We start from the raw sequence: 23,549 nt of genomic DNA on the forward strand, positions 1-23,549 counted from the left end.
AGGTATTTGCCTAGGATACCTAGGCACTGTTAGTTTCCGCCGCATGAACCCACTGACCGAGCAGGCAATCCGTACGTCGTTCGTCAATTGTTCCAAGGGTGAGGCCCAGCGCCTGCCCGTACCCCGTGACCTGGCCGAACGCCCCTGGGCCGAGCTGGATTTCCTGGGTTGGGGCGATCCGGGGGCGCCCGATCGCACCTACCTGGTGACCGAATACCGGGGTGCGCCGGTCGGCGTGACCCTGCGCTTCCCCGCCCAGCGTCGCGGCTACCTGCACCGCAGCATGTGCTCGTTGTGCCTGACCACGCACCCGGGCGGCGGTGTCTCGCTGATGACGGCGCGCAAGACCGGCCGGGCCGGCCGGGACGGCAACTCGGTCGGCGTGTACATCTGCACCGACCTCGCGTGCTCGCTGTACGTGCGCGGCCTCAAGGCGCCGGCCCCCGGTGGGCGTTTCGAGGAGTCGCTGACCCTGGACGAGCAGGTCGAGCGCACCCGGGGCAACCTGTTCGCCTTCCTGGACAAGATCATCGAGTAGCCGACGGTCGCACCTCTCACGGGGTCCGGACCGGCCCCGGCCGCCTTGACCTCAAGTGCGGTGGAGGTTGCAGGATCGTCGGCGACGAGGGTGGAACCACCACCCGCGAATCGCGAGGGACGGCACATGATTCTGGTGACCGGGGCGACCGGAAACGTCGGCCGTCGGGTGGTGGATCAACTGCTCGCCGCGGGGGTCGGGGTACGCGCCTTGGCACGCCGGCCCGAGGCGGCCGGCTTGCCGGCCGACGTCGAGGTGGTGCGCGGTGACCTGGCCGGACCGGACACCCTGGGGCCTGCCCTGACCGGGGTCGACGCGGTGTTCCTGATCTGGCCCTTCCTCACCGTCGAGGGCGCACCCGGCGTCCTGGACGTGGTGAAGGCGCACACCGATCGTGTCGTCTACCTCTCCTCCTCGCGGGTGCGCGACGACGTCGACCGGCAGGCCGATCCGATCAGCGCACTGCACGCCGGGATGGAGCGGGTGGTCACCGGGTCCGGCGCCGAACGCACGTTCCTGCGGGCGGACACGCTCGCGAGCAACACGCTGGGCTGGGCCGGCCAGATCCGCTCCACCGGCGTCGTACGCGGCCCCGACCTGCCCGCCAAGCCGATCGTCGACGAGCGCGACGTCGCCGCCTGCGCGGTCCGCGTCCTGACCGAGCCCGGCCACGCGGGCGCCACGTACGTCCTGACCGGCCCGCAGGTGCTCGGCCGCGCCGATCAGGTCCACCTGATCGGCGCGGCGATCGGCCGTGACCTACGGTTCGAGCCGGTTCCGACAGCCGACGCGCGGGCCCGAATGCTTGCCGACGGCCGCTCACCCGCCCTGGTCGACGCCCTCCTCGCCGGCGCCGACACACCCCCGGGGCCCGCACTCGTGACCACCACGATCGAAGCCCTGACCCAAACCCCACCCCGCACGTTCGAATCCTGGGCCCGCGACCACGCCCCCATCTTCACCTGACCGAACACCCCGGACCCCGGCGCAAGCGCCACACGACGTGCGATCGGGCCGAGTCGACTCGGGCCGCCTCGGGCCGACCGCTCGTCGCCGTTCGCGATCCCTCGCCGGCCGCGCCGATGTCCGCACCCGGCCCAACGGTTCCACTCAGCCGTTCGCCGCCCGCATCACCGCCCGCATCAGGCGGGTGTTTTCCGGGGCCGCGCCGCCCGGGTAGGCGAAGCGGCGGCGGGCGTAGCCGTACGCGATGCCCGAGTGCGGGGCGGCGAAGGCCAGGGAGCCGGCCGCGCCGCTGTGTCCGAACGCGTCGGCGCCCAGGAACGGGTACCGCACCCCCAGCGCCTCGAAGCCGAGCGCGAAGTGGTCGTGCTCGTCGGTGACCAGGTCGGTGCCGCGCCAGTGCACACGCGCGAACTCGGTGATCGTCTCGGGCTTGAGCAGCGCGGGCCGGCCGACCGACTCGGCGATCGCGGCCGCGTACATCCCGGCCAGGCCCCGCGCGTTGCCGACGCCGCCGGAGGAGGCCGGACCCAGCGCCCGCACCTCGCGCGAGTTGGCGAACTCGACCAGGTCGGTGGGTTGTTCGGCGTTGAGGTTGAAGGCGACGCCGGTGCGGCCGAACCGGTCGGGCGCGTTGGCGCTCATCCGCGCCCGCTGCGCGGGAGTGGGCGCCATCGGCAACATGTCGAGCGTGCGGACCTGCGCCTCGGCGGGCAGGCCGAGGTACATGTCCAGGTCGTAGGGCGCCCGCACGTGCTCCTCGTAGACCTCCTGGATCGAGCGCCCCGTGGCCCGCCGCACCACCTCACCGGTGAGCGCGCCGATCACGAAGGCGTGGTAGCCGTACGCCGTGCCCGGCTTCCAGAACGGCCGGTGTCCGGCCAGCCGTTCGGCCGACAGCCGGTCGTCGGCCAGTTCCGCGCGGGTGAAGCCGCCGTCCACGCCGATCGCACCGGAACGGTGTGCGAGCAGCTCGCGCAGGGTGAGTTCGCCCTTGCCGTGCGCGGCGAACTCCGGCCAGTAGTGCGCGACGGTGCGGTTGAGGTCCAGCGCGCCGTCCTGGACGAGCAGCGCCATCACCAGGTGTGCGGCGCCCTTGGTCGCCGAGTAGACCGGGGTCAGCGTGTCCCCGGTGACCTGGTCCCCCGCCCACAGGTCGACCACCCGACGGCCCTCCCGGTACACCGCGAGCTGGGCCCCCGGCTCGTCCGGCAGCTCGGCCAGGACGGCGGCGAACTCCGCCCGGACCTCCTCGAACCCCGCCGCGACGCTCCCCGACACCACGATCCCGCTCGACATGTTTCCCCCTCGATCTTGAACCTCACCGAACGCCAACCCCGGGCAACGACGCGGAAATTCCGGCGATCCCGGGCACGGGCGAATCCGTTGCCGCCAACTGTGCGGGAGCCCTGGACGCGTACTACTCGCAGTCATATATTCGATGACGAGTAATCGAGGCCCCGGAGGCGGTCCATGGCGAGGCGCAAGGTCGACAGCACGCTGGCACTCGCCGTGCTGGTGTTGGTCGCCGAGCAGCCGCGCCATCCGTACGAGATCGCGCAGGTGCTGCGCAGTCGGGGCAAGGACAACAGCATCAAGATCAATTACGGATCGTTGTACACCGTGGTCCGCAACCTGGAGAAGCACGGCCTGATCGCCGCCACCGGGGTCGAACGCGAGGGCCGCCGGCCCGAGCGCACCACCTACGCGGTGACCGAGACCGGCGACGCCGAGATGCGCGAATGGCTCGGCGAACTGCTCTCGGTCCGGGTACACGAGTTCCCGCGCTTCGAGGGCGCCCTGTCCCTGATGGGCGTGCTCTCTCCCGACGAGGTGACCGACCTGCTCCGGCGACGCGTCGAGGCCATCGACGCGCACATCGCGCACGGTCGCGCCGAGGTGGACAAGCTCGCGAGCTACCTGCCGGCGGTGTTCCTGGTCGAGAACGAGTACGAACTGGCCATGGCCGAGGCGGAAGGCCGGTGGGTGCGCGGCCTGCTCGCCGCGATCGCGGACGGCTCGTTGTCCGGCGTGGCCGAGTGGCGCCGATTCCACGCCACCGGCGAGACCCCGGCCGGCTGGGCCGAACTGGACGGCGCGAGTCCGGAGCACGCCCCCGCCGAACGCGCCGCGTACCACCGGGAGACCGCCGTCGACGACGACCCCACCCGGTAATCCCACCACGTCGGACCGGGACGACCGGACCCGAAGCAGCCGGCCCCGAAACTACCGGCCCCGAAGCTGCCGAATCCGATCCGAACCGCCCCGAGAGAAATCCCCCCGAGAATCGAGCCCGAGAGCGCCGAACCCGAAGCCGGTGATGCCGGCATATCCGATACCGCAACAACCCAGGAAGAGGCCCCCGGACGGTGCTCGAACACCGCTTCCGGGGGCCGGGAACCTCGAACCGAAACCCTGCGGCAACAGGGACCGGCACGTACGAGGTGCACCGAACTCATCGTATCCCCGGTCCTCTTGTCGCAGGTCGGCGAGCCATCCGGCTCCGCCGCACCGAATGTCGACCGGAGGGATCCACTCCGTCATGGAGCACACCGCACGGACGGCGGCAACCGTCCACGGCGGTCGCGCGCCCGGCCACACCGGCGTCGCCGGCACCGGCGCGCCCGCGATCGAGGCGCACGACCTCGTCAAGACCTATCCCCTCAAGGGCCGCCCCGAGGGCGTGCCGGCGTTGGCCGGACTGAGCCTGAGCGTCGCTCCCGGCACCGTCTTCGGCCTGCTCGGGCCCAACGGCGCGGGCAAGTCCACCACCGTCAAGATCCTCACCACTCTGGCGACCGTCGACTCCGGCTCGGCCCGGGTGGCCGGACACGACGTGGTCCGCGATTCGGCCCGGGTCCGCCGGGCCATCGGCGTGGTCGCCCAGCGCTCGGGGGCCGACCCGGCCGCCACCGGCCGGGAGAACCTGATCCTGACCGGGCGCCTGTTCGGCATGCGCGGTCGCGACCCCGGCCGGCGCGCCGACCACCTGCTCGACCGCTTCGGCCTGACCGAGGCCGCGCGTCGCCCGGTCCGCACCTACTCCGGCGGCATGCTGCGCCGGCTGGACGTGGCGCTGGGCCTGGTGCACCACCCCGAGGTGCTCTTCCTGGACGAGCCCACCACCGGACTCGACCCCGAGGCCCGCGCCGACATGTGGGACGAGATCGGCGGGCTGGCCGGCGAGGGCCTGAGCATCCTGCTCACCACGCACTACCTCGACGAGGCCGATCGGCTGGCCGCGCGGCTGGCCATCGTCGACCGCGGCCGGGTGGTCGCCGAGGGCACTCCCGAACGGCTCAAGTCCGAACTGCGCGGCGACGCGGTGCACGTGGACCTGCTCGATCCGGCCGGGCCGGCGGTGCGGGACGTGTTGGCCCGGGTGCCGGGCGTCCGGGAGATCGCCGTCGACGCCCGTGTGGTGCACGCCCGCGCGGACGACGGGGCCGCCGCCGTACCCGAGGTGTTGGCCGCGCTGGACCGGGCCGGCGCCCGGGTCGGGGCGGTCACCGTGGCCCGTCCCTCGCTCGACGACGTCTACCTGCGCCACGCCGGCCGCCGCTTCGGCGCGACCGGCGCCGGCACCACCAACGTCACCGGCACCGCCGGAATCGGCGACACCGCGGACAGCGAGGGAGAAGCGCGATGACGACGACCACCGCGCCGAACCCCGCACGCGGTCTCGGCCTGCGCGAGGTGATCACCCACACCTGGTACATGACCGACCGCCAGTTCCGGGTCTTCGCCCGCCAACCGGCCTACCTGGTCATCACCCTGATCCAGCCGGTGATCTGGCTCTTCCTCTTCGGCCAACTCTTCCGCGACATCGTCGACCTGCCCGGCTTCGGCACCGGGTCCTACCTCGACTACCTCGTCCCGGGGGTGGTGGTGATGAACGCGGTCTCGGCCAACATGTGGGCCGGCATGGGCATGCTGGAGGAGATCGAGCGGGGCACGCTCGACCGCTTCCTGGTCACCCCGCTCCGGCGCGGCGCGCTGATCAACGCGAACATCGTGGCGCAGGGCTGTTCGACCGCGTTCCAGTCGTTGGTGATGATCGGCCTCGGTCGGCTCGCCGGCGCGCACTATCCGGGTGGCCTCACCGGGATCCTGGTGCTGATCGTAGGGTCCTCGGTGCTGGGCACCGTCTTCGGCGCCTTCTCCAACGCCCTGGGCATGGTCGCCCGGCAACGCGAGACGGTGATCGCGCTGAACACGTTTTTGCTGTTGCCGTTGACGTTCCTGTCCTCGGCGTTCATGCCCGCGTCCCGGATGCCGGGCTGGATGCGCGAGGTCGCCCGGTTCAATCCGCTGAACTGGGCGTTGGAGGCGGCCCGGTCGGCGATGCGCGCGGACCCCGACTGGGCCATGGTCGCCGAGCGCGGCGCGGCCCTGATCGCACTGGCGGCCTTCGCGGTCTGGCTGTCGGCGCGCGCGTTCCGCGGGTATCGAAACTCGGTCTAGCGCGTAGGTAGGCACGCGGGTGTCGCACCCCGGCTCGGCTCGCCCGATCCATGCGTTCCGTCCGGTCGCCGGACGCCGGCGGACGGTTGACGGACGGCCGACGGACGGCCGAGCCGGGGTAGACACACCCGGTCCGAGGGCGGGGACCCGCCCGCTAACCTCACCCACATGATCAGCACCGACACACACGTACGAATCGCCCGTCCCTCGCGGGACTTGGCCGCCGCCGAGCGGTTCTACGTCGAGGGCCTGGGCCTGGAAGTCCTGTGGCGCACCACCGAGCGCGTCTCCGGCGAATGGGACCTGGTCATGGTCGGCCTCCCGGGCGGTGGCTGGCACTTCGAGCTCACCATCGACCCGGAGAACCCGCTGCCGCCCACACCCACGGCCGAGGACCTGTTCGTGCTCTATCTGGGCGAGCCGATCGACCCGGCTCTGATCGACCGCCTCGTCGCCGCCGGCGGCACCCGGACCGTCGCGCACAACCCCTACTGGGACAAGTACGGCGTCACCGTCGTCGACCCCGACGGCTACCACCTGGTGCTCAGCACCCGGACCTGGAACGCGTAGGGCGCGAGGCCGCGGCCCCGTCGGCTCAGGCAGGCTGCGTGCGCGCCGCCGGGCCGACCGGGGTCGACCCCTGCGGCGCCGGCCGGCTGCCCTCGGCGAGCGCGCGGCCGAGCGGGTAGGCCAGCGCGTTCGGCGGCAGCGTGCCGGGGCGTCCGCTGAGCGTGACCTCGATCGTGCCCGGCACCGCGTCCGGATCCTCGGTCAGGCCCAGCCGGCGCAGCGTCTGCCGGGCGACCGCCTCGGCACTGTCGTACAACCCCACCCCGGCGGGCAGCGCGGCCAGGATCCGGTCGGTGACCAGCGGATAGTGTGTACAGCCGAGCACCACGCCCGCGCAGTCCGCGGGAGTGCGGCGCGCGGCGTCGGCGATGGCGGCCTCGACGGCCGGCCGGTCGGCCCGGTCGATCGCCTCGGCGAGGCCGGGGCAGGCCACCCGCACCACGGTGCGGCCCGCGGCGAACTCCTCGATCAGCCGGGCCTGGTACGCACTCGCGGTGGTCGCGACCGTGGCCCACACCGCGAACGGGGCGCCGGACGCGGCGGCGGGCTTGATCGCCGGTACGGTGCCCACCACCGGCACGGCCGGTTCGCACCGCGCGCGCAGCGTATCCAGCGCGGTGACGGTGGCGGTGTTGCACGGCACCACGATGCCGTCGGCGCCGCGCTCGGCGGCCAGCTCCGCTGCGGCCAGGACCCGTCGGGTGATCGTCGCCTCACTCCGGTCGCCCCACGGCATGTGATCGGGGTCCGTACACAACAACAGGTCGAGATCGGGCCGCAACCGCCGCAGCCATCCCGCCGTCGGCAACAGCCCCATCCCGGAATCGATCAACGCCACAAGCATGCCGCCCAACCTAGCCGCCCGTGCTCCCCCAACCCCACAAGGGTCATCACCCTCGGCGTGGTGCACCCCCGCCACCCCACCCCGACCGGCCCCGACCACGACGACACCCGCCGAACCCACCGACACCACCCACCCCCAAAGCAACCGGTACGCCCACTCACGCCACCGACAGCCCACCCGCCACCAGCGCCCCCACAATCCGCGGCACAACCACCTCGATATCACCCCGCAAGACGACGCTCGCGACGTCGTCGTACGGCGTGGGTTCGGCGTTGACGATCACCAGCGTGGCCCCGCATTCGATCGCGACGGAACACAGCGAGGCGGCCGGCTCCACGCCCAACGACGTCCCGATCACCAACAACAGTTCCGCCGCACGCACGGCGTTCGCGGCCCGCCCGTACACGTCCCGATTCGGGTGCTCGCCGAACAGGACCACGTCCGGCCGCAACGTCCCCACCCCGCACCGGGGACACGGGGGTTCGGCGGCGCCCGCCCGGATCGCCCGCAGCGCGTCGTCCGTCGGCGCGGCGCGCCGACACCTCCCGCAGCGGGCCCGGGCCAGGCTGCCGTGCAGTTCGTACACCCGATCGGCGGGACTACCCGCCGCCTGGTGCAGCCCGTCCACGTTCTGCGTGGTGATGCTCGCCCGGACCCGCGCGAGCGCTCGGTGCGCCGCACCGGGACGCGCGGCCGTCACCGCCGACGCGGTCAAATCCCGCCACAGGCGAGCCCGGGCAGCCGGGTCGCTCGCGTGGCGCTTGCGATGGGTGTCCTGCTCGCGTTGCGGGTCGCGAGTCCACACTCCATGCGGGCCGCGGAAGTCCGGAATGCCGGACGCGGTGGAGATGCCCGCCCCGGTCAGCACCGCGAGCCGCCGCACGCCGTCGGTCCAGGAGCCGAGTCCGTCGGCCCGGGGCGAGGCCGCGTTCACGGGCGGGGCCTGCTCTCCTCGGTGAACCGGGCGAAGCGGGTGTCCGGGTCCGAAAGGGACCACACGATCTCCAGCGTGTCGGGCATGTCGAACGACGTCCTTCCGAGTTTCGATATCGCGTGCCGGCGGGCGACCGGATCCGACTCTGCTCGTCGGAACCCTGCCGGTCGGACCGGTCCGAGCGCATCCGGATTCCCCGAGCCCCACCCCGCTCGCGGCGGGTGGGTCGATTGTCTTATCGGACGTGGAACACCGGGCCGCGGGGCGTGAAGGGCAGGCGGGCGCCCGCGGGGGTCAGGAAGGCGTGTTCGCGGCGGATCCGGAGGGCGTCGCAGTGGCCGTCGGTGATCACCAGGATGGGGCCGTCGGCCGGAAAGTCGTCGGCGCTCTCCAACAGGCGGATCCCCGGTTGCAGCACCGTGCCGCCGCGTCCGCGCACCCGCGCCTTGTGCGCGATGTCCTCCACCGGCAGATACCCGGCGTCGTAGGCGGCGGCGTCGCAGTAGACCACGCGCGCGGCCGGTACGTCCCGCGCGGTCGCGTAGGAGGCGATCGCGCCCAGCGCCTTGCCCAGCAGCGACGGGTCCATCGATCCGGAGGTGTCCAGCACCACGCCGAACGTACACAGCCGGTCGACGTCCTGCGGCCGGATCCGCCCGGGACGCGCGATGTCCGGCGTGGAAGCCTGCCGGCGGCTCGCCCGCGCGTAGCTGCGCACCGGTTCCGGCCGACGCACGTGCTCGTCGAACCACCGGGACAGCCGAACATCCCACGCGGGCGGCGGCTGTTCCAGCGTGCGGATCTCCTCGATCAGACCGGCGGGCAGCAGCCCTCGGCCCGGGTCGTGGTAGGCGAGCCCGGCGCTGAGCGCGCGTCGATAGAACGCGTCCAGGTCGACGAACGAACCGCCGCTCCCGCGCTCCCACGGCATCGGTCCCGCGGACCCGCGGCGGCTGGACCGCCGCGCCGCCGCGGCCGGTTCGGAGAGCCACTCGCCCAGCACGTCGCCGTGTTCGCGCGAGCCGGGGGTGCGCAGTTTGCGGGCCCGGCGCAGGTCGGTGGTGAGCGTGTCGTACACCGATTCCGCGGACAGTCCGGCCAGCCGCGGGTCGTACAGCAGCCCGTCCGGCAGCACCCCGACGCCCATCTCCACCAGCCACCCGTTGATCACGTAGTCGCACGCCACGTTGAACAGGTGCGCGTCGCGGTGCTCGCGCCGGCGGTCGTGGCGCAGCGCGGCGTGCAACATCTCGTGCGCGAGCACGAATCGCCATTCCTCGGTGCTCAGGCCGGCGTGCGGGTTGACGTAGATCTCGCCGTGCTCGGGGCTGACCGCGGCGATGGTGATGTCCCAGGAGCGGGCCAGTTCGAGGTCGGCGACGATCGTGAGGCCGGCGGCGAGGGCGCCCAGGAGCGGGTACGAGGAGACGAACCAGGACAGCGCCCGGTCCCAGGGGCCTTCGGCGCGGGCGGTTCGACCGGCGCGGTCGCCGGCGGCGGTGTCGAGCGAGGAGGCGACCATCTCGACGAGGCCGCGGGCCAGCACGGCGGGCCAGTCCCGGGGCGCCGGGTCGGTGGGGGCGGACGGCGGTTCGCGGCGCATGCAGGGCGAGGTGCCGTTGGCGCCGATCCGGCGCAGCGCCTCGGGGACGCCGTCGCGGCGCCAGCGCTCGGTGAGTTCGCGCTCGTCGCCGGCGGGCAGGTCGGGCAGTTCGTCCAGTGGTGTGCCGACGCCCAGGCCGGCGGCGAAGCGGTGGACCGCGACGCAGCACGCGGTGTTGTACGCGGCGTCGATCTCGGCGGCCGGATCGCCCAGACCGACCTCGGCCAGGGTGTGTGCGTCGAGGTGGCCCAGGGCCAGGTGCAGCAACAGGTGGGTGTACGCGCGGCGCCAGAGCGCGGGCGGCACGTAACGGTGCCGGTCGACGACCAGGATGCCGTCGTCCGTGATGTGGCCCAATTCGCCTGGGCCGTGCGGGGCGTAGGTGTGCGTGATCAAGCGTCCGACGTGGTCCAGGGGCGGGACGCAGGCCAGCTTCCAGCCGGCGTTGCGGGCCTTCAGGACCCGCTCGGCGTGGTCGGCGGCGGGGTTTCGGGCCCGGCGCGCGGACATCGGCGCGGCTCGTCAGCGCCGCGCGCCGACCAGGCGCGGCAGGTCGCGGGCGGTCTCGACGAGGAACCACGCGGGCAGCGGGGCGGTGCCGGTGTCGTCCTCGGCGATCACGAGTTGGGCCATCTCCAGGGATATCTCCGCGAGTTCGACCAGGAGGGCCTTGGCCCGGTAGGCGAACTCGCGCAGTGCGGGCGAGACGTGTCGACGATCCGCCGGCAGGTCCTTGGCCAGACGCGCGCGAAAGCTCTCCACCAGGAAGAACAGCAGGTCGCGGTCGGCGGGCGCGGCCGGCCAGCGGGCGTCGCCCTTGACGATGGCGTCCAAACCGTAGGCGTTGCGCACGGTTTTGAGGTAGCCCAGGAACGCGGCGGCGTGGGTGGGGGTGAGCGTGCCGTGTGCCAGCATCCGCACGTGCTCGTCGACGACGTCGGCGCCGAACGAGTACAGCCCGTCGGAGAGCATGTGCCACGCGCGCGGCGTGGAGAACGGCTCCTCGGTCTTGGGCGGCGCGCTCCACAGGTGGTCCGGGCGGGCCCGCACGTGGTCCAGCACCCAGGGGTGGATGCCGTGCGCGGCGGCCCAGTCCAGCCAGTCACCGGCCGAGGCGCGCAGGTGTACGTGCACCAGGCGGTTGATCAGGGCCGAGGACATCGGCCGGGCCAGCGCGTTGTCGCTCGCCCGGTTGCCCGCGCCGATCACCACGGAGCCGGCCGGCAGCGTGTACGAGCCGATCCGGCGGTCCAGGATCAGCGAGTAGAACGCCTTCTGCACATCCGGCGAGGCGGCGTTGAGTTCGTCCAGGAACAGGCAGTACGGCTCGTCTCGGGCGATCTGCTCGGGCGGGCAGAACCGACTGCGCCCGGCCACGATCTGCGGTACGCCGATCAGGTCCTCGGGAGCGAGCTGGGTGCCGAGCAACGATACGCATTCCAGTCCGAGCGATCGGGCGAAGTCCCGTACCAGCGAGGATTTCCCGATGCCGGGCGCACCCCACACGAACACCGGCCGCACCAGCGCGGTATGCAATAGGACGTCCGGCAACGCGGCGGGGGTGATCGCATGTACGGCCTGCACGACAACCTTTCGGGAACCAACGTCACGACCGGGCCGGCACCCGCGAGGGGTCGCGACGACCACTCCCGCATGATGTCCCCACATCCCGAACCGTGTCGCCCAATTTTCCCGCCCTCGAGGGCCGCCCACCTGCCCCGACGGACGACGAACCACACCCGGCGCACCGGGATTCGGGGGCGCGGGTGCTCGGGATCGCCGCTGGGGTGTCGTCGGGGCTCCCCGCGCGACGCGTAGCGGCGTCGGCATGACGGGCGCCGGCCGGCATGATCGGCCGCACGCACTCACAGCACGGAGACCCGATGGACCGCGATCGCGCCGACGCCTATCTGGCCCTTCTCGACGCCGCCCGCCCGGCGCGCCCCGACGCGGCGGCCCTGGCCGACCTCCAGTGGCGGCATCTGCTCGCGGTGCCCTTCGAGAACCTCGACATCCACCTCGGTCGGCCCGTCGAGCTCACCGAGGAGGCGATCCTGGCCAAGTTCCTGGACCGGCGGCGCGGCGGCTTCTGCTATGAACTCGGCGGCGGATTCGCCGCCCTCCTGCGCGCGCTCGGCTACCGCGTCACCCTGCTCGCCGCGCGCACGTACGGCGACGAGGGTCGCGTCGGGATCCCGTTCGACCATCTGGCGCTGCGCGTCGACCTGGACGAACCGTGGCTCGTCGACGTCGGCTTCGGCCGGTTCACCCACCATCCGTTGCGTCTGGACGTGCGCACCGATCAGGGGGACCCGGGAGGGGTGTTCCGCATCCTCGACCACGAGAACGGCGAACACGGCGATCTGGACGTGCTCCACGACGGCGTGCTCCAGTACCGCCTGGAAGCCCGCCCGCGCGAACTCCGCGACTTCGTGACCGGCTGCTGGTGGCACCAGACCGCGCCCACATCGCACTTCACCCGCGCCCCGCTGTGTTCGCGCCCGACATCGGACGGCCGGATCACCATCTCCGACCGCACCGTCGTCCGCACCACCGGATCCGAACGCCACAAGGAACCCCTCGCCGACGACGCCGCCCTCCTGGCCGCCTACCGCGACCTCTTCGGCATCACCCTCGACCACGCCCCGGCCCGCCCGAACCCCGCCCCCATCCCCTCCGCGACACCGTAGCCGTGGCCGTGGCCCTTCCCCCGCCTCCGCTCCCGCTCCTCAGCGCAGGGTGAGCGGGGTCTCGGAGGCGACGCGCTTCAGCTTCTCCGGGTTGCGGACGTAGTAGAGGCCGATGATGCGGGAGTCCTCGACCCGCAGCGCCAGGACGCCGTCGACGACGCCGTCGAAGCGCACGACGAGTGCCGGGTTGCCGTTGACCACGGTGGGTTCACAGGTGAGCGTGCCGTCGAGCTTGCCGGAGCCGCCGATGTAGAAGCGGGCCACCTTGTCGGCGCCGAGCATCGGGTGCAGCGCGGCCCGCTTGACTCCGCCGCCGTCGCTCACCAGGACGACCTCGGGGGCGAGCACGTCGAGGAGGCCCTGCATGTCCCTGGTCTCCAGCGCGCGCTGGAACGCCGCCACGACCGCGCGGGCCGCGCTCGGGGAGACCGACTGGCGGGGGCGGCGGGCGTCGACGTGCCGGCGGGCCCGGTGCGCGATCTGGCGCACCGCCTCGGGGCTCTTGTCCACGGCGGCCGCGATCTCGTCGTAGCCGACGTCGAAGACCTCGCGCAGCACGAAGACGGCGCGCTCGGTCGGCGACAACGTCTCCATGACGAGCATCATCGCCATCGACACGCTCTCGGCGAGTTCGACGTCCTCGGCCACGTCCGGCGCGGTCAGCAGCGGTTCGGGCAGCCACTGGCCGACGTACGCCTCGCGGCGGCGTTTCATGGTGCGCAGCCGGTTGAGCGCCTGCCTGGTCGTGATCCGGACCAGGTAGGCGCGCAGGTCGCGCACGTGCTCCAGGTCGACCTCGACCCATCGCAACCAGGTCTCCTGGAGCACGTCCTCGGCGTCGGCCGCCGATCCGAGCATCTCGTAGGCGACGGTGAAGAGCAGGTTGCGGTGCGCGACGAAGGTCTCCGTCGCCTGGTCACCGGCGTGCTCGCTCATGTCTGGTTCCCTCTCCTTCGCCTGTGCGGCGCCAGGTCGGCGACGGTCCGCTACCCGCGGGACCGCCGATGATCGCATCCCGTGCGGCGAGGCCCCGCGACGAGGGTGTCGCCGCACGGGACGCGCTGTGGCGGCGTCGTGGTCGGACGGATCGACCACGAGTGCCCGATCGATCAGGCTGCCTGTTCGACGGTGGCCGGCGCCTCGTCGCGCCGCGCCTGCAGCAGTTCCCGGCGCTTGGCACCTCCCGAGACCCGGTGCAGGCCGTACGAACCGGGCTTGCCCGCCTCGCCGGCCAGGTGCTTGACGGTGCCGTCGCACACGATGGCCTTGAGCCTGGCTCCGGGGCGACCGCCGATGTGGAACCACAGCGCGACGTCGTACCGGTGCGCGAACTGGAAGATGCCGGCGCGGCGGCCCAGGCTGATGCACTGGCCGGCGAACACCTGGTTGAGGACCGCAGGTTGCTCACCCGCGATCCGGCTGAGCACGGTGTCGGCGGCCCGCGCGCCCAGCGGCATCGCGGCCTGGCAGCTCATCCGCAGCGGCAGGTCCGACGGCGCCGCCGAGTCCCCGGCCGCGACGATGCGCGCGTCGTCCACGCTCGTCAACGTCTCGTCCGTGAGCAGCCGGCCCAGGGCGTCGGTGCGCAGCCCGCTGCGCGCGGCCAGGTCCGGCACGCCGAACCCGGCGGTCCAGATGGTCACCTCGCTCGGCACCTCGCGGCCGTCGCCCAGTTCCACGGCGTCGCGCGTCACCGCCGTCACCTGCGTGTCGGGGCCGTCGAGCACGGTCACCCCGAGTGCGGCCAGCCGCCGGGCGACCGAGCGGCGCCCCCGCGGGTGCAGGTACGGGCCGAGCACCCCACCGCAGACCAGGGTCACCGCGCGACCGCCCTCCGCCAGCTCGGCGGCCGTCTCGATGCCGGTCGGACCGGCCCCGACCACGGTCACCGCGGCCGTCGCAGGCGCGGCGTCGACGATCGACCGCAGCCGCCGCGCGTCCTCCAGGCCGGCGATCGGGTGGGCGAACTCGGCCGCTCCGGGCACGCGCGGGTCGGCGCTGCCACTGCCCACCGCGTAGATCAGGTAGTCGTACCCGAGGGTGCCGCCGGTCGCCAGGCGCACGCCGCGCTCGGCCGGGTCGATCCGGGTCACGCTGTCGACCACCAGGCGCACGCCCTCGCCCAGGACCTCCCGGTAGTCGACGACCGCGTCGTGCGACCCGGCCACGAGTTGGTGCAGCCGGATCCGCTCGACGAAGTTCGGGCGCGGGTTGATCAGCGTCACCGTCACGTCGTCACGCTGGGTCAGGCGGTTGGCCGCCATGACACCCGCGTATCCGCCGCCGATCACGATCACATCGGTGTTGCCGCTCATGGTGTCTCCTCCGGTGTTCAGGTGTTCGGCCTCAAGACACCTCCCGATCGAGTGTTGTGACAGGTTGTGAGCCAGGTCACTGCGCACGGGCACATCTCCCGCCGCGTGCGCGCGACCACGCCCCTCGGACAGCCGGGCACCCCACCCCGCCGCTTCCTCGACCGACACCTCAGGTTTGCGTCGCAAACCTGTTTGCAACATGCCCGGCAAGCCGTAGAGTCTGTGACACAAACCAGTTTGGGAGGGGCGCGATGGATCGTGCGAGTCTCGAGTCCGCGGCGGCGAACTACTCCTACCTGAGGGGACTGCTCTCGATTCCGACCGGTGTGTTGTTCGTCGTCGCCGGGCTTTCCAACACGAGGTGGGGGCCGTTGGATCACGCCTGGGTCACCTGGGCGGTCGGCGGGCTGATGGTCGTGGCCGGGGCGGCCTACCTGTGGATCAACCGCTACTACACGGAGACCTTCGGGCGGATCACCCCTTCGGGCCGCGACCGCACGCGGGCCGCGGTCACCGCCGCCGTCGGCGCGGCCCTGGTCGCGGGCGCGGTGAGTCTGGACTGGAACGTCGACCTGCCACTCACCGCGACCACCGCCGTGTTCGCGGTGGTCATGTTCGCGTCCTACGCCGTCGCCATGCGGCCGAGGCCGCACCACGTGGCCGTCTGGGGCACGCTCGTGGTGGTCGCCCTGCTGCCGATCTGGGGCTATGTGGGGCCGACGGCCAGGATCAACGTGGGACTTATGCTCGTCGGCGTGGCAACCATGGTGACGGGAGTCCTCGATCATGCCGCGCTCGAACGCGCCTTCGCACCCGACCGGGCACCGGACCTCGGCGACGGCGATGTCGACGTCTAGCGACGGGCCGATCGTCGATCGGCTGATCCACGAGCCCGGCCGGTTGGCCCTCATGACGGTGCTGTCCACGGTGGAATCCGCCGACTTCGTCTTCCTCCAGCGCGTGACGGGGCTGACCAAGGGCAACCTCTCCAGCCACCTGACCAAGCTGGCCGAGGCCGAACTGATCACCATCGAGAAGCGGTTCGTTCACCGCAAGCCCAACACCAACGTCGCGCTGACCCCGGAGGGCCGCGAGCGCATCGCCCGGCACTGGGAGCAACTCGACAACCTGCGCAACCTCTCGGGGCAATCCCTCCCCGAATAAAGCGACTTCGACGCGCCCCGACGCCGGCCCACCCGCACGCGCCGCCCACCCCGAGCGAGCGCCCGGGCGGCCGGCGCCCGGGTGTGCCCGCCCCGTGCGATCACCGAACACCGATCTCCCGGCCCGACCGCCCGCCGATCAGCCGCCGTGCGCCCGCAACACCGCCAGGACCGCCTCGGCGACCGTGTCGCCGTCCGGCGCCGCGGGCAGGTCCAGCGGCGCGGTCCACACCACCGCGGCCGGCTCCACGGCGCCGTACACGTGCGGGAACAATTCCCCGCCCCGCGAGGGCTCCCAGCGCAGCGTCGAGCCGAGCGCGGCCGGATCCACCGCGACCAGGGTCAGCGCGTCGCGGCCGGCGAAGTGGCGCCGCGCCGTTTCGGCCACCTGCGCACCGGTGGACAGGTGCACGTACCCGTCCACCAGGTCGACCCCGGCTCCCTCGAACACCCCGCGCCGCAGCGCGGCCGTCCATTCCGCGGTGCCCACCAGCTTGTAGACGATCTCGTCACTCATGCCCCGACCCTAGGGTCTGTCTTCGATCCCGCGCCGCCGGCCCGACGCGAGCGCATTCGATGCCCACCGCCGGCCCGACGCGATCTCAACGGCTCCGGTTCAGGTGCGCTCGACCCAGGTCTCGTGCAGATGCCGCCAGCGCAGGCCGTGCTCCGTGGACGCGTCGCGTTCGAACACCACCGTCGCGGCCCGCGTGTCGCCGCCGCCGTCCGCGCGCACCTGCACCTCGCGGTACGCCGCCACCACGAACTCGCCCGTCGAGGCCACCACGCGCACGTCCTCGATGGTGATCCGCAACCCCGGCACCGCGCCTCGCGCGCCGTCGACCATCGCGAGTACCTCCGGCCGGGTCAGCGTGCCACCGCCGGGCTCGACCAGCGTGAAACCCGGGGCGTGCGCGAGCGCGAATCCGCCCGAATCCCGGTTCGCGCCGGTGAGCAGACCCTCGATCAGCTCATGCAACCGGACGATCTCCGCCCGGCACACGACCGCGTCGTCCACCGTCCGCCTCGACTCCGACACCGACATCCCGCGCTCCCCACAGTCGTCTGCCGCACCACGCGTGCAACGCGCCGAACGACGTATCCGTCCTGCTCGGCAACGTACCGGAACCGCCACCGCCACCGACCACGTCGCGGCCGACCGTTCCCGCCGACGTGGATTACCGCGCCCATGTGCCGACGTTGTCTCCCGCAACACGGACGATCGACCCGGCCGCCCACGGCAATGAGCGCCCCGACCTCGGGAGAACCAGCGATGACCACCCACCCCGACCCCGACGACCCGTATCGGGACGCGGACGCTCGATACCTCGAACGCGAAGCCGAACTGCACGCCCCGTTCCTGGAACAGGCCGCCGCGCGTCTGCGCGACCTCGCGCTGTACGGCGACCACACGCTGGCCCGGGTGGACCGCATCCTCGACCTCGGCGGCGGCCCCGGCGTCGCCTCCTGCCTGCTGGCCCGCTACTTCCCCAACGCCGAGGTGGTCGCCGGCGCACCCAGCACGGCCCTGCGGGTACGCACCGGCGTCCGCGCCCGACGCGAGGGGCTGGGCCACCGGGTCCGCACCCACCGCGACGACCTGCCCGCCGACCTGGGCGCCCTGGGCAGCGCCGACCTGGTCTGGGCCGGCGATGTCGTACACCACCTCGGCGACCAACAGGCCGCCCTGGACTCGCTGGCCCGGGTACTCCGCCCGGGCGGCGTGATCGCGGTCGTCGAACGCGGCCTGTCCCCACGCTTCCTGCCTCGCGACATCGGCATCGGCCGACCCGGCCTCCAGGCCCGCCTGGACGCCGCGCACGAGGACTGGTTCGCCGAACTGCGCGCGACACTGCCCGGCACCCGCGCCGCGGTGGAGGACTGGCCGGCCATGCTGGCCCGGGCGGGCCTGGTCCCCACCGGTTCGCATTCGTTCCTGATCGACCTGCCGTCGCCACTGGACGCCGCGCCCCGCGAACACCTGCACGCCGAACTGACGCAGCGCCGGGCCCTGTTGGCGGAGCGCCTGGACGCGCAGGACCGCGCGACGCTGGACGCGCTGCTGGACACCGACGCCGACACCGGCATCCTGTGGCGCCCGGACGCCTTCTACCTGGCCGCGACGACCGTGCACACCGCCCGCGCCTGCACCCGGAGATGACCCGCGACAACCATCGCGGCCGAACCTTCCGGCGGCACCCGACGGCCGACTCGGCACGCGGGGCGGCAGGTGCACGGCGGCGGGAGCGAAAACGCGGCCGGCACCGAGCCGACCACATTCTCGCCCCCGCCGCCCCCGTTCACCGCCGGCCGTCCAACCCGCCGTTCACGCGCGTCCGTTCGCTGCCCGCACGTCCACCGCGTCCACCGCCTCCCCGACCCCGGCCTCTGCCTTCTCCCGCTCCGCGACCGAAGCCGCCACCGGCGTCGAAGTCCCCTCCTCCGCACCGGCGTTCGCCACCGGCACGCCCCGCAGGAAGCGCGCGCAATACGCCGCCGCGACCACCATCACCACGGCCGCCCCGATCGCCGCCGCGTTCATCCCGTCGCAGAACGCGTCCCGCGCCGAGTCCACCAGCGCTCGCCCGGAGTTCCCCGGCAGGTCCGCCGCGACCGCCTGGGCCCCGCCGAGCGTCTCCCGGGCCGGGCCGCTCGGCGCCGTGTCGGCCATCGCCCGGTGGTAGACCGCGTCGCCGATCGTGCCGAGCAACGCCATGCCCAACGCGCCGCCGAGCTCGCTCCCCGACTCCAGCACCGCGGAGGCGGACGCGGCGCGGTCGGCCGGCGCGACGCCCATCGCCATCTCGGTCACCTGCGTCATCACCGCGACCACGCCCGCCGCGTACACCGCGGACCCACCCAGCAACAGCCCCAACGAGGAGTCCGACCGGGCCCCGGCCAGCACCGTGAAGCCGCCCGCGGCCAGCACGAACCCGCCGCACATCACCCACACCCGATCCATCCGTCGAGCCAGCACGGTGGCCACCGGAGTGGCCACGGCCACCGCTCCCGACGGCACCAGGCTCCACAGCGCGGCCCGCAGCGGGCTCATCCCGAGCACCGACTGGAGGTACTGCGTGGTGAAGATGGCGAAGCCGACGATCGCGAACATCGACAGCACGTTGGCCACCACCGACCCGCCGAACGCCCGCATACGCAGCAGTTCCAGGTCCAACAGCGGGTGGGCGGCGGTGAGTTGACGGCGCACGAACAGCGTGCCGACGATCAGCCCGAACCCGATGCTCAACACCGGCAACGTGGCCGCGCCGGAGCGGGCGATCTCCTTGATGCCGTAGACCACCGGCAACAGCGTGCCCAGCGACAACACCGCGCCGATCAGGTCGAACGGCCCCTGCGCCAAGCCCCGATGGCGCGGAACGAACACCGGGACCAGGAACAGCAGGATCGCCATCGCCGGCACATTGATCAGGAAGATCGAGCCCCACCAGAAGTGTTCGACGAGCAGGCCGGACAGGATCGGCCCGAGCGAGATCCCGCCGGTCATCACGGCGGTCCACAGCGCGATCGCGGTCCCGCGCTGCTTGGGATCGACGAACATGGTGCGGATCAACGCGAGGGTGGACGGCATCAACGCCGCGCCGCCCACGCCCAGCAGCGCCCGGGCCGCGATCAGCGTCTCCGCGTTGTGCGCGTACGCCGCGGCCAGTGACGCGCCGCCGAACAGCGCCGCGCCCACCAGCAGCAGTCGGCGCCGGCCGATCCGGTCGCCGAGCGCGCCCATCACGATCAACAGGCCGGAGAGCACGAAGCCGTACATGTCCAGGATCCACAACTGCTGTGTACCGGTGGGCTCCAGCGCGCGGCCGATGAACGGCACCGCGAAGTAGAGCACCGACACGTCCATGCTCACCAGCAGCAACGGCAGCAGCAGGACGGCCAGCCCGAGCCACTCCCGCCGCCCCGCCAACGGTCCGGGCCCGGACTCGGACCCGGCCCCGGACTGCTCGGATGTCTCGATGGTTGTCACTGGAACTCTCCCCCACTGATGCACCTATACGGCGTACGCTGCGACGCGTACAGAGTAAGCACCTCGGACGGACCAGTGCAACGAAGCCAAGTCCTCCACAAATAAAGACTTCTCCAAGTAGTGCACTCAAGCTTGTGCACTACCTCGGCGGCAAACGTGCCCTATAGTGCACTGACCGCCGCCCCCATGCACCGACAAGCCCCGGGAGCCCCGATGGCACGCCCCACCACGCCGGCCTCCGCCACGAATCCCGCGCCCCCCGCCACCCCTTCGCTCCGGATCGCCGCCGAGTTGCGCCGCCGGATCGAGACCGGCGAGTTGCGGCCCGGCGACCGGGTCCCCTCCACCCGGGCGATCACCGCCGAATGGGGCGTGGCGATGGCCACCGCCACCAAGGCCCTGACCGCACTGCGCGAGGCCGGACTGGTGCGCGCCGTACGCGGCGTCGGCACCGTGGTCGCCGAGCACCCCGACCGGGCGGCCCGCGCCGATCGGCCGGATCGCCCGCGCGCCGCGGTCATCGCCGTACCCTCGGTGCACCCCCCGCGCACCGAGGCCGAACTCACCCGTGAGCGAGTCGTCTCGGCGGCCGTGGCGATCGCCGACGAACGCGGCCTGGCGGCGGTGTCGATGCGGCAGATCGCCGCCGAACTGGGGGTGGCCGCGATGACCCTGTACCGGCACGTGCCCGGCAAGGAGGATCTGCTCGCGGCGATGGCCGACAGCGTGTTCGGCGAAATGCCCCTGCCGTCCCACGAACGGGTGGGCTGGCGGGCCCGCCTGGAGACCTCGTGCCGGCTGCAATGGCGGATGTACCGCGAGCACCCGTGGCTGGCCCACGTCATGTCGATGACCCGCCCGCTGCCCACCCCGCGCGGCATGGCGCATGTGGAGTGGGCGATGGCCGAGTTCCAGGGGCTGCCGCCGCAGGTGGTGATGCACATCGCGGTGACGATGCTGAACTACGTACGCGGCACCGCGGTCAACATCGCGGCCGAGTTCGAGGCCGAGCGCGCCACCGGCATCTCCAGCGAGGAATGGATGCAGGCGCAGGACGAGGCGATGGACCTGATCCTGCGCGGCGGTCACTTCCCGATGTACGCCGCCGCGCTGAGCGATCCGGGCGTGGAACTGGATCTGGACTCGCTGTTCGGCTTCGGACTCGACCGCCTGCTGGACGGCATCGCCCTGCTGGTCCCCCCGACCGGGTGACCGGGGCGCGCCCGAATGGCCGGTCGTCGGCCGCGGTTCACCCGCGCGGCAGGGTCACCAGACCCAGGAAGAACTCGTCGATCCCGCGCACCGCCTCCAGGAACGACTCGAGTTCGACCGGCTTGGTCACGAAGGCGTTGGCGTGCAGGTCGTAGCTGTGCCGCACGTCGTCGGGTGCGGCCGAGGTGGTCAGCACCACCACCGGGATGGTCCGCCAGCGCGCGTCGGCCTTCATCGCCGAAAGCACCTCGCGACCGTCCATCCGAGGCATGTTCAAGTCCAGGATCACCAGGTCCGGTCGAGGACTCGCGCGCAGCCACTCCAGCGCCTCCATGCCATCCGCGACCCGACACAACGTGTGACCGCCATCGCGATCGAGCAACGCCTCCTCGATCATCAACGCGTCGCCGGGATCGTCCTCCACCAGCAACACCGTCAGCGTTCGTGTCATCGCGGTCTGGCTCATCGCACCACCTTCGGCTCACGGTCCCGACCGACCCGCGACCCGGACCGGCACCCATCCGGCGAACTCGGCGCGCTCACACCACCGACCCACCCCCCGAAGGCTAACGCCTCCGGCCCGCCGGGCAGCAGGGCCCGCCCGGCTCGCCGCGTTCGTCCTTGACGCCGTCCACGACATGGCCCATCGTGGAGCGTCGATCACGCTCGGCAACCAGGGGGAGTGCGCCATGCGGATGAACACGGTCGAGAAGATCGTCGTCGCCAGTCCCCTCCGGCGGGCCCCGCAGATCTGGTACGAGACGCCGCTGCTGCTGCGCCTGGGCGGCCGGCTCGCCCCCGGCGCGCACGCGCTGGAGATCGGCTGCGGCACCGGCAGGGGCATCGAGCTGATCCTGAACCGCTTCGGCGCCGCCCGGGTGGACGGCATCGACCTCGACCACGCGTCGCTGGCCAAGGCCCGCCGGCGCTGGCACGGCAACAGCCGGGTGGCGCTGGTCGAGGGCTCGGCCACCGATCTGCGCGGCACCATCGGCGCGGCGGACGCGAGCTACGACGCCGTGTTCGACTTCGCGATCGTGCACCACATCACCGACTGGCGCGCGTGCCTGGCCGAGGTCGGCCGGGTGCTGCGTCCCGGCGGCCGGTTCTACTTCTCCGAGATGACCGCCCGCGCACTCGCCCGACCCACCCTCGCGTTCCTGTTCGACCACCCCATCGAGGACCGCTTCGACGATCGGGACTTCCTCGCCGAACTCCCTCGGCACGGGCTCGACGTGCTCGGCAGCAAGTCGCTCCTCGGCGACTACTTCTTCGGCGTGGCCCGCCGCCGCTGAGCGGTCGGCGCCCCACCCGCCGAATGGTCGGCACCGGAGCCCTCCTCCCGTGCATCGGCGCGCGCGGCGGCTAGGCTTTTCCGGCCATGCACACACCACACCCCACCTTCACGAACTTCGTCGCGGTCGGTGACTCGTTCACCGAGGGCATGTCCGATCTCGGTCCCGACGGCAGCTACCGCGGCTGGGCCGATCTGCTCGCGGATCGGCTGGCCCTGGACACACCCACGCTGCGCTACGCCAACCTCGCCGTACGCGGAAAGCTGATCCGCCAGATCGCCGACGAGCAGGTGGACGCCGCCGTCGCGCTCGGCGGCGATCTGATCACCCTCGCCGGCGGTCTCAACGACGTGCTGCGCCCGCGCTGCGACGTCGGCGCGGTGTGCGCGGTGTTCGAACAGGCCGCCGCCAAGCTCGCCGCCGGCGGCGCGCACCTGGTGCTGTTCCGCAGTACCGACCCCACCCGCCGGCTGCGCTCGTCGGCGCGACTGATGCCGCGGATCGAGCAGTTGGTGGCCTTCGTGGACACCGTCGCCGCCCGGCACGACGCCACCGTGGTCGACCTGTTCACCGCCCGCGTCTTCGACGATCCCCGGATGTGGGCCGACGATCGCCTGCACCTGTCCACCGAGGGACACCGACGCGTCGCCGAGGCCACCGCGCAGGCGATGGGCCTGCCCGCCGAATTCGACTGGCGCGCGCCGCTGCCCGCCGCCGCGCCGCGGGCCTGGACCGATCGCCGGCGCGCCGACGTGCGCTGGGCCCGGACCCACCTGGGACCCTGGCTCGCCCGCCGCGCCACCGGTCGCTCCTCCGGCGACGGACGCCCGCCCAAGCGCGCCGACCTGACCCTGTGGCGATGAGCGACCACGCGGCACCGGGCGCGGGCCCGGTCGGGCACCCGACGGGACCGGGGTGCCCCCCGGGGAACGATTCGAGGTGCAATCAGGTTAGGTTTACCTAAGTCGCA

General features: G+C 72.5%; 24 protein-coding genes. 13 read left to right on the forward strand and 11 right to left on the reverse strand.

What is annotated here, in order from left to right; all coding sequences use genetic code 11:
* Nucleotides 1–43: 43 nt before the first annotated feature.
* Nucleotides 44–538 carry an FBP domain-containing protein gene (locus ACIBSV_RS29200; RefSeq protein WP_395868165.1) on the forward strand — a complete coding sequence of 165 codons (495 nt, stop codon included), beginning with the start codon at nucleotides 44–46 and terminating at the stop codon, nucleotides 536–538.
* Nucleotides 539–664: 126 nt separating this feature from the next.
* Complete coding sequence (locus ACIBSV_RS29205; RefSeq protein ID WP_395868167.1) at nucleotides 665–1,504, forward strand: NAD(P)H-binding protein; 840 nt, start codon at nucleotides 665–667, stop codon at nucleotides 1,502–1,504.
* Between the two features lie 144 nt (nucleotides 1,505–1,648).
* On the opposite strand, the gene ACIBSV_RS29210 is transcribed toward ACIBSV_RS29205, so the two are convergent.
* Nucleotides 1,649–2,800 (reverse strand): serine hydrolase domain-containing protein, encoded by a 1,152-nt coding sequence (locus ACIBSV_RS29210; RefSeq protein ID WP_395868168.1) that lies wholly within the window; start codon nucleotides 2,798–2,800, stop codon nucleotides 1,649–1,651.
* A gap of 174 nt (nucleotides 2,801–2,974) precedes the next feature.
* On the opposite strand from ACIBSV_RS29210, the gene ACIBSV_RS29215 reads away from it, so the two are divergent.
* The 4 genes from ACIBSV_RS29215 (at nucleotide 2,975) to ACIBSV_RS29230 (ending at nucleotide 6,535) form a co-directional block, all read left to right on the forward strand.
* Nucleotides 2,975–3,676 carry a PadR family transcriptional regulator gene (locus tag ACIBSV_RS29215; protein ID WP_395868170.1) on the forward strand — a complete coding sequence of 234 codons (702 nt, stop codon included), beginning with the start codon at nucleotides 2,975–2,977 and terminating at the stop codon, nucleotides 3,674–3,676.
* 367 nt (nucleotides 3,677–4,043) lie between these two features.
* A complete protein-coding gene (locus ACIBSV_RS29220; RefSeq protein WP_395868172.1) occupies nucleotides 4,044–5,150 on the forward strand; it encodes an ATP-binding cassette domain-containing protein in 1,107 nt (368 codons plus the stop codon).
* Nucleotides 5,147–5,965: an ABC transporter permease gene (locus tag ACIBSV_RS29225; RefSeq protein WP_395868173.1), complete on the forward strand. Its 819-nt coding sequence runs from the start codon at nucleotides 5,147–5,149 to the stop codon at nucleotides 5,963–5,965. The genes ACIBSV_RS29220 and ACIBSV_RS29225 overlap by 4 nt, the downstream gene beginning before the upstream one ends.
* A 168-nt stretch (nucleotides 5,966–6,133) precedes the next feature.
* Nucleotides 6,134–6,535: a VOC family protein gene (locus ACIBSV_RS29230; protein ID WP_395868175.1), complete on the forward strand. Its 402-nt coding sequence runs from the start codon at nucleotides 6,134–6,136 to the stop codon at nucleotides 6,533–6,535.
* Between the two features lie 25 nt (nucleotides 6,536–6,560).
* On the opposite strand, the gene ACIBSV_RS29235 is transcribed toward ACIBSV_RS29230, so the two are convergent.
* The 4 genes from ACIBSV_RS29235 to ACIBSV_RS29250 all read right to left on the reverse strand — a co-directional run bounded on the left by ACIBSV_RS29235 (nucleotide 6,561) and on the right by ACIBSV_RS29250 (nucleotide 11,500).
* On the reverse strand, nucleotides 6,561–7,379 hold the full coding sequence (locus ACIBSV_RS29235; protein WP_395868177.1) for a glutamate racemase: 819 nt from the start codon (nucleotides 7,377–7,379) through the stop codon (nucleotides 6,561–6,563).
* 157 nt (nucleotides 7,380–7,536) lie between these two features.
* Complete coding sequence (locus tag ACIBSV_RS29240) at nucleotides 7,537–8,313, reverse strand: SIR2 family NAD-dependent protein deacylase (protein WP_395868179.1); 777 nt, start codon at nucleotides 8,311–8,313, stop codon at nucleotides 7,537–7,539.
* A 235-nt stretch (nucleotides 8,314–8,548) separates the two neighbouring features.
* Entirely contained in the window at nucleotides 8,549–10,426 is a 1,878-nt protein-coding gene (locus ACIBSV_RS29245; RefSeq protein WP_395868181.1) for a hypothetical protein, read from the reverse strand.
* A gap of 12 nt (nucleotides 10,427–10,438) precedes the next feature.
* A complete protein-coding gene (locus ACIBSV_RS29250) occupies nucleotides 10,439–11,500 on the reverse strand; it encodes an ATP-binding protein (RefSeq protein WP_395868183.1) in 1,062 nt (353 codons plus the stop codon).
* Nucleotides 11,501–11,799: 299 nt separating this feature from the next.
* Here ACIBSV_RS29250 and ACIBSV_RS29255 point away from each other — a divergent pair, with 299 nt between their 5' ends.
* Nucleotides 11,800–12,606, forward strand: a complete 807-nt coding sequence (locus tag ACIBSV_RS29255; protein ID WP_395868185.1) for an arylamine N-acetyltransferase — start codon at nucleotides 11,800–11,802, stop codon at nucleotides 12,604–12,606.
* A 39-nt stretch (nucleotides 12,607–12,645) separates the two neighbouring features.
* On the opposite strand, the gene ACIBSV_RS29260 is transcribed toward ACIBSV_RS29255, so the two are convergent.
* Together ACIBSV_RS29260 and ACIBSV_RS29265 are read right to left on the reverse strand one after the other, a co-directional pair.
* Nucleotides 12,646–13,542, reverse strand: a complete 897-nt coding sequence (locus ACIBSV_RS29260) for an RNA polymerase sigma-70 factor (RefSeq protein ID WP_395868187.1) — start codon at nucleotides 13,540–13,542, stop codon at nucleotides 12,646–12,648.
* 173 nt (nucleotides 13,543–13,715) lie between these two features.
* Entirely contained in the window at nucleotides 13,716–14,921 is a 1,206-nt protein-coding gene (locus ACIBSV_RS29265) for an NAD(P)/FAD-dependent oxidoreductase (RefSeq protein ID WP_395868188.1), read from the reverse strand.
* Between the two features lie 251 nt (nucleotides 14,922–15,172).
* Here ACIBSV_RS29265 and ACIBSV_RS29270 point away from each other — a divergent pair, with 251 nt between their 5' ends.
* Together ACIBSV_RS29270 and ACIBSV_RS29275 are read left to right on the forward strand one after the other, a co-directional pair.
* Complete coding sequence (locus ACIBSV_RS29270; RefSeq protein WP_395868190.1) at nucleotides 15,173–15,778, forward strand: hypothetical protein; 606 nt, start codon at nucleotides 15,173–15,175, stop codon at nucleotides 15,776–15,778.
* Nucleotides 15,765–16,085: a winged helix-turn-helix domain-containing protein gene (locus tag ACIBSV_RS29275; RefSeq protein WP_395868192.1), complete on the forward strand. Its 321-nt coding sequence runs from the start codon at nucleotides 15,765–15,767 to the stop codon at nucleotides 16,083–16,085. The genes ACIBSV_RS29270 and ACIBSV_RS29275 overlap by 14 nt, the downstream gene beginning before the upstream one ends.
* A gap of 138 nt (nucleotides 16,086–16,223) precedes the next feature.
* Here ACIBSV_RS29275 and ACIBSV_RS29280 read toward each other — a convergent pair whose 3' ends face one another.
* Together ACIBSV_RS29280 and ACIBSV_RS29285 are read right to left on the reverse strand one after the other, a co-directional pair.
* On the reverse strand, nucleotides 16,224–16,601 hold the full coding sequence (locus tag ACIBSV_RS29280; RefSeq protein ID WP_395868194.1) for a DUF952 domain-containing protein: 378 nt from the start codon (nucleotides 16,599–16,601) through the stop codon (nucleotides 16,224–16,226).
* A gap of 99 nt (nucleotides 16,602–16,700) precedes the next feature.
* Nucleotides 16,701–17,129, reverse strand: a complete 429-nt coding sequence (locus ACIBSV_RS29285) for a DUF4440 domain-containing protein (RefSeq protein WP_395868195.1) — start codon at nucleotides 17,127–17,129, stop codon at nucleotides 16,701–16,703.
* A 228-nt stretch (nucleotides 17,130–17,357) separates the two neighbouring features.
* On the opposite strand from ACIBSV_RS29285, the gene ACIBSV_RS29290 reads away from it, so the two are divergent.
* A complete protein-coding gene (locus ACIBSV_RS29290; protein WP_395868197.1) occupies nucleotides 17,358–18,245 on the forward strand; it encodes a class I SAM-dependent methyltransferase in 888 nt (295 codons plus the stop codon).
* Nucleotides 18,246–18,410: 165 nt separating this feature from the next.
* On the opposite strand, the gene ACIBSV_RS29295 is transcribed toward ACIBSV_RS29290, so the two are convergent.
* Nucleotides 18,411–20,072 carry an MFS transporter gene (locus ACIBSV_RS29295; protein WP_395868199.1) on the reverse strand — a complete coding sequence of 554 codons (1,662 nt, stop codon included), beginning with the start codon at nucleotides 20,070–20,072 and terminating at the stop codon, nucleotides 18,411–18,413.
* A 213-nt stretch (nucleotides 20,073–20,285) separates the two neighbouring features.
* Here ACIBSV_RS29295 and ACIBSV_RS29300 point away from each other — a divergent pair, with 213 nt between their 5' ends.
* Entirely contained in the window at nucleotides 20,286–21,284 is a 999-nt protein-coding gene (locus ACIBSV_RS29300) for a TetR/AcrR family transcriptional regulator C-terminal domain-containing protein (protein ID WP_395868201.1), read from the forward strand.
* 37 nt (nucleotides 21,285–21,321) lie between these two features.
* On the opposite strand, the gene ACIBSV_RS29305 is transcribed toward ACIBSV_RS29300, so the two are convergent.
* A complete protein-coding gene (locus ACIBSV_RS29305) occupies nucleotides 21,322–21,750 on the reverse strand; it encodes a response regulator (protein WP_395868203.1) in 429 nt (142 codons plus the stop codon).
* Nucleotides 21,751–21,922: 172 nt separating this feature from the next.
* Between ACIBSV_RS29305 and ACIBSV_RS29310 the strand changes: the two genes are divergently transcribed.
* Nucleotides 21,923–22,579: a class I SAM-dependent methyltransferase gene (locus ACIBSV_RS29310; RefSeq protein WP_395868205.1), complete on the forward strand. Its 657-nt coding sequence runs from the start codon at nucleotides 21,923–21,925 to the stop codon at nucleotides 22,577–22,579.
* A gap of 86 nt (nucleotides 22,580–22,665) precedes the next feature.
* Nucleotides 22,666–23,442: an SGNH/GDSL hydrolase family protein gene (locus ACIBSV_RS29315; RefSeq protein WP_395868207.1), complete on the forward strand. Its 777-nt coding sequence runs from the start codon at nucleotides 22,666–22,668 to the stop codon at nucleotides 23,440–23,442.
* Nucleotides 23,443–23,549: the final 107 nt, after the last annotated feature.

Source organism: Embleya sp. NPDC050154 (assembly GCF_044460165.1).
Classification (GTDB): domain Bacteria; phylum Actinomycetota; class Actinomycetes; order Streptomycetales; family Streptomycetaceae; genus Embleya.

What these genes read in the sequence shown, in the direction of transcription:
- ACIBSV_RS29200 (WP_395868165.1), top strand. Translation starts at nt 44, where the DNA reads ATGAACCCACTGACCGAGCAGGCAATCCGTACGTCGTTCGTCAATTGT.
- ACIBSV_RS29205 (WP_395868167.1), top strand. Translation starts at nt 665, where the DNA reads ATGATTCTGGTGACCGGGGCGACCGGAAACGTCGGCCGTCGGGTGGTG.
- ACIBSV_RS29210 (WP_395868168.1), bottom strand. Translation starts at nt 2,800, where the DNA reads ATGTCGAGCGGGATCGTGGTGTCGGGGAGCGTCGCGGCGGGGTTCGAG.
- ACIBSV_RS29215 (WP_395868170.1), top strand. Translation starts at nt 2,975, where the DNA reads ATGGCGAGGCGCAAGGTCGACAGCACGCTGGCACTCGCCGTGCTGGTG.
- ACIBSV_RS29220 (WP_395868172.1), top strand. Translation starts at nt 4,044, where the DNA reads ATGGAGCACACCGCACGGACGGCGGCAACCGTCCACGGCGGTCGCGCG.
- ACIBSV_RS29225 (WP_395868173.1), top strand. Translation starts at nt 5,147, where the DNA reads ATGACGACGACCACCGCGCCGAACCCCGCACGCGGTCTCGGCCTGCGC.
- ACIBSV_RS29230 (WP_395868175.1), top strand. Translation starts at nt 6,134, where the DNA reads ATGATCAGCACCGACACACACGTACGAATCGCCCGTCCCTCGCGGGAC.
- ACIBSV_RS29235 (WP_395868177.1), bottom strand. Translation starts at nt 7,379, where the DNA reads ATGCTTGTGGCGTTGATCGATTCCGGGATGGGGCTGTTGCCGACGGCG.
- ACIBSV_RS29245 (WP_395868181.1), bottom strand. Translation starts at nt 10,426, where the DNA reads ATGTCCGCGCGCCGGGCCCGAAACCCCGCCGCCGACCACGCCGAGCGG.
- ACIBSV_RS29255 (WP_395868185.1), top strand. Translation starts at nt 11,800, where the DNA reads ATGGACCGCGATCGCGCCGACGCCTATCTGGCCCTTCTCGACGCCGCC.
- ACIBSV_RS29260 (WP_395868187.1), bottom strand. Translation starts at nt 13,542, where the DNA reads ATGAGCGAGCACGCCGGTGACCAGGCGACGGAGACCTTCGTCGCGCAC.
- ACIBSV_RS29265 (WP_395868188.1), bottom strand. Translation starts at nt 14,921, where the DNA reads ATGAGCGGCAACACCGATGTGATCGTGATCGGCGGCGGATACGCGGGT.
- ACIBSV_RS29270 (WP_395868190.1), top strand. Translation starts at nt 15,173, where the DNA reads ATGGATCGTGCGAGTCTCGAGTCCGCGGCGGCGAACTACTCCTACCTG.
- ACIBSV_RS29275 (WP_395868192.1), top strand. Translation starts at nt 15,765, where the DNA reads ATGTCGACGTCTAGCGACGGGCCGATCGTCGATCGGCTGATCCACGAG.
- ACIBSV_RS29280 (WP_395868194.1), bottom strand. Translation starts at nt 16,601, where the DNA reads ATGAGTGACGAGATCGTCTACAAGCTGGTGGGCACCGCGGAATGGACG.
- ACIBSV_RS29285 (WP_395868195.1), bottom strand. Translation starts at nt 17,129, where the DNA reads ATGTCGGTGTCGGAGTCGAGGCGGACGGTGGACGACGCGGTCGTGTGC.
- ACIBSV_RS29290 (WP_395868197.1), top strand. Translation starts at nt 17,358, where the DNA reads ATGACCACCCACCCCGACCCCGACGACCCGTATCGGGACGCGGACGCT.
- ACIBSV_RS29300 (WP_395868201.1), top strand. Translation starts at nt 20,286, where the DNA reads ATGGCACGCCCCACCACGCCGGCCTCCGCCACGAATCCCGCGCCCCCC.
- ACIBSV_RS29305 (WP_395868203.1), bottom strand. Translation starts at nt 21,750, where the DNA reads ATGAGCCAGACCGCGATGACACGAACGCTGACGGTGTTGCTGGTGGAG.
- ACIBSV_RS29310 (WP_395868205.1), top strand. Translation starts at nt 21,923, where the DNA reads ATGGCCCATCGTGGAGCGTCGATCACGCTCGGCAACCAGGGGGAGTGC.
- ACIBSV_RS29315 (WP_395868207.1), top strand. Translation starts at nt 22,666, where the DNA reads ATGCACACACCACACCCCACCTTCACGAACTTCGTCGCGGTCGGTGAC.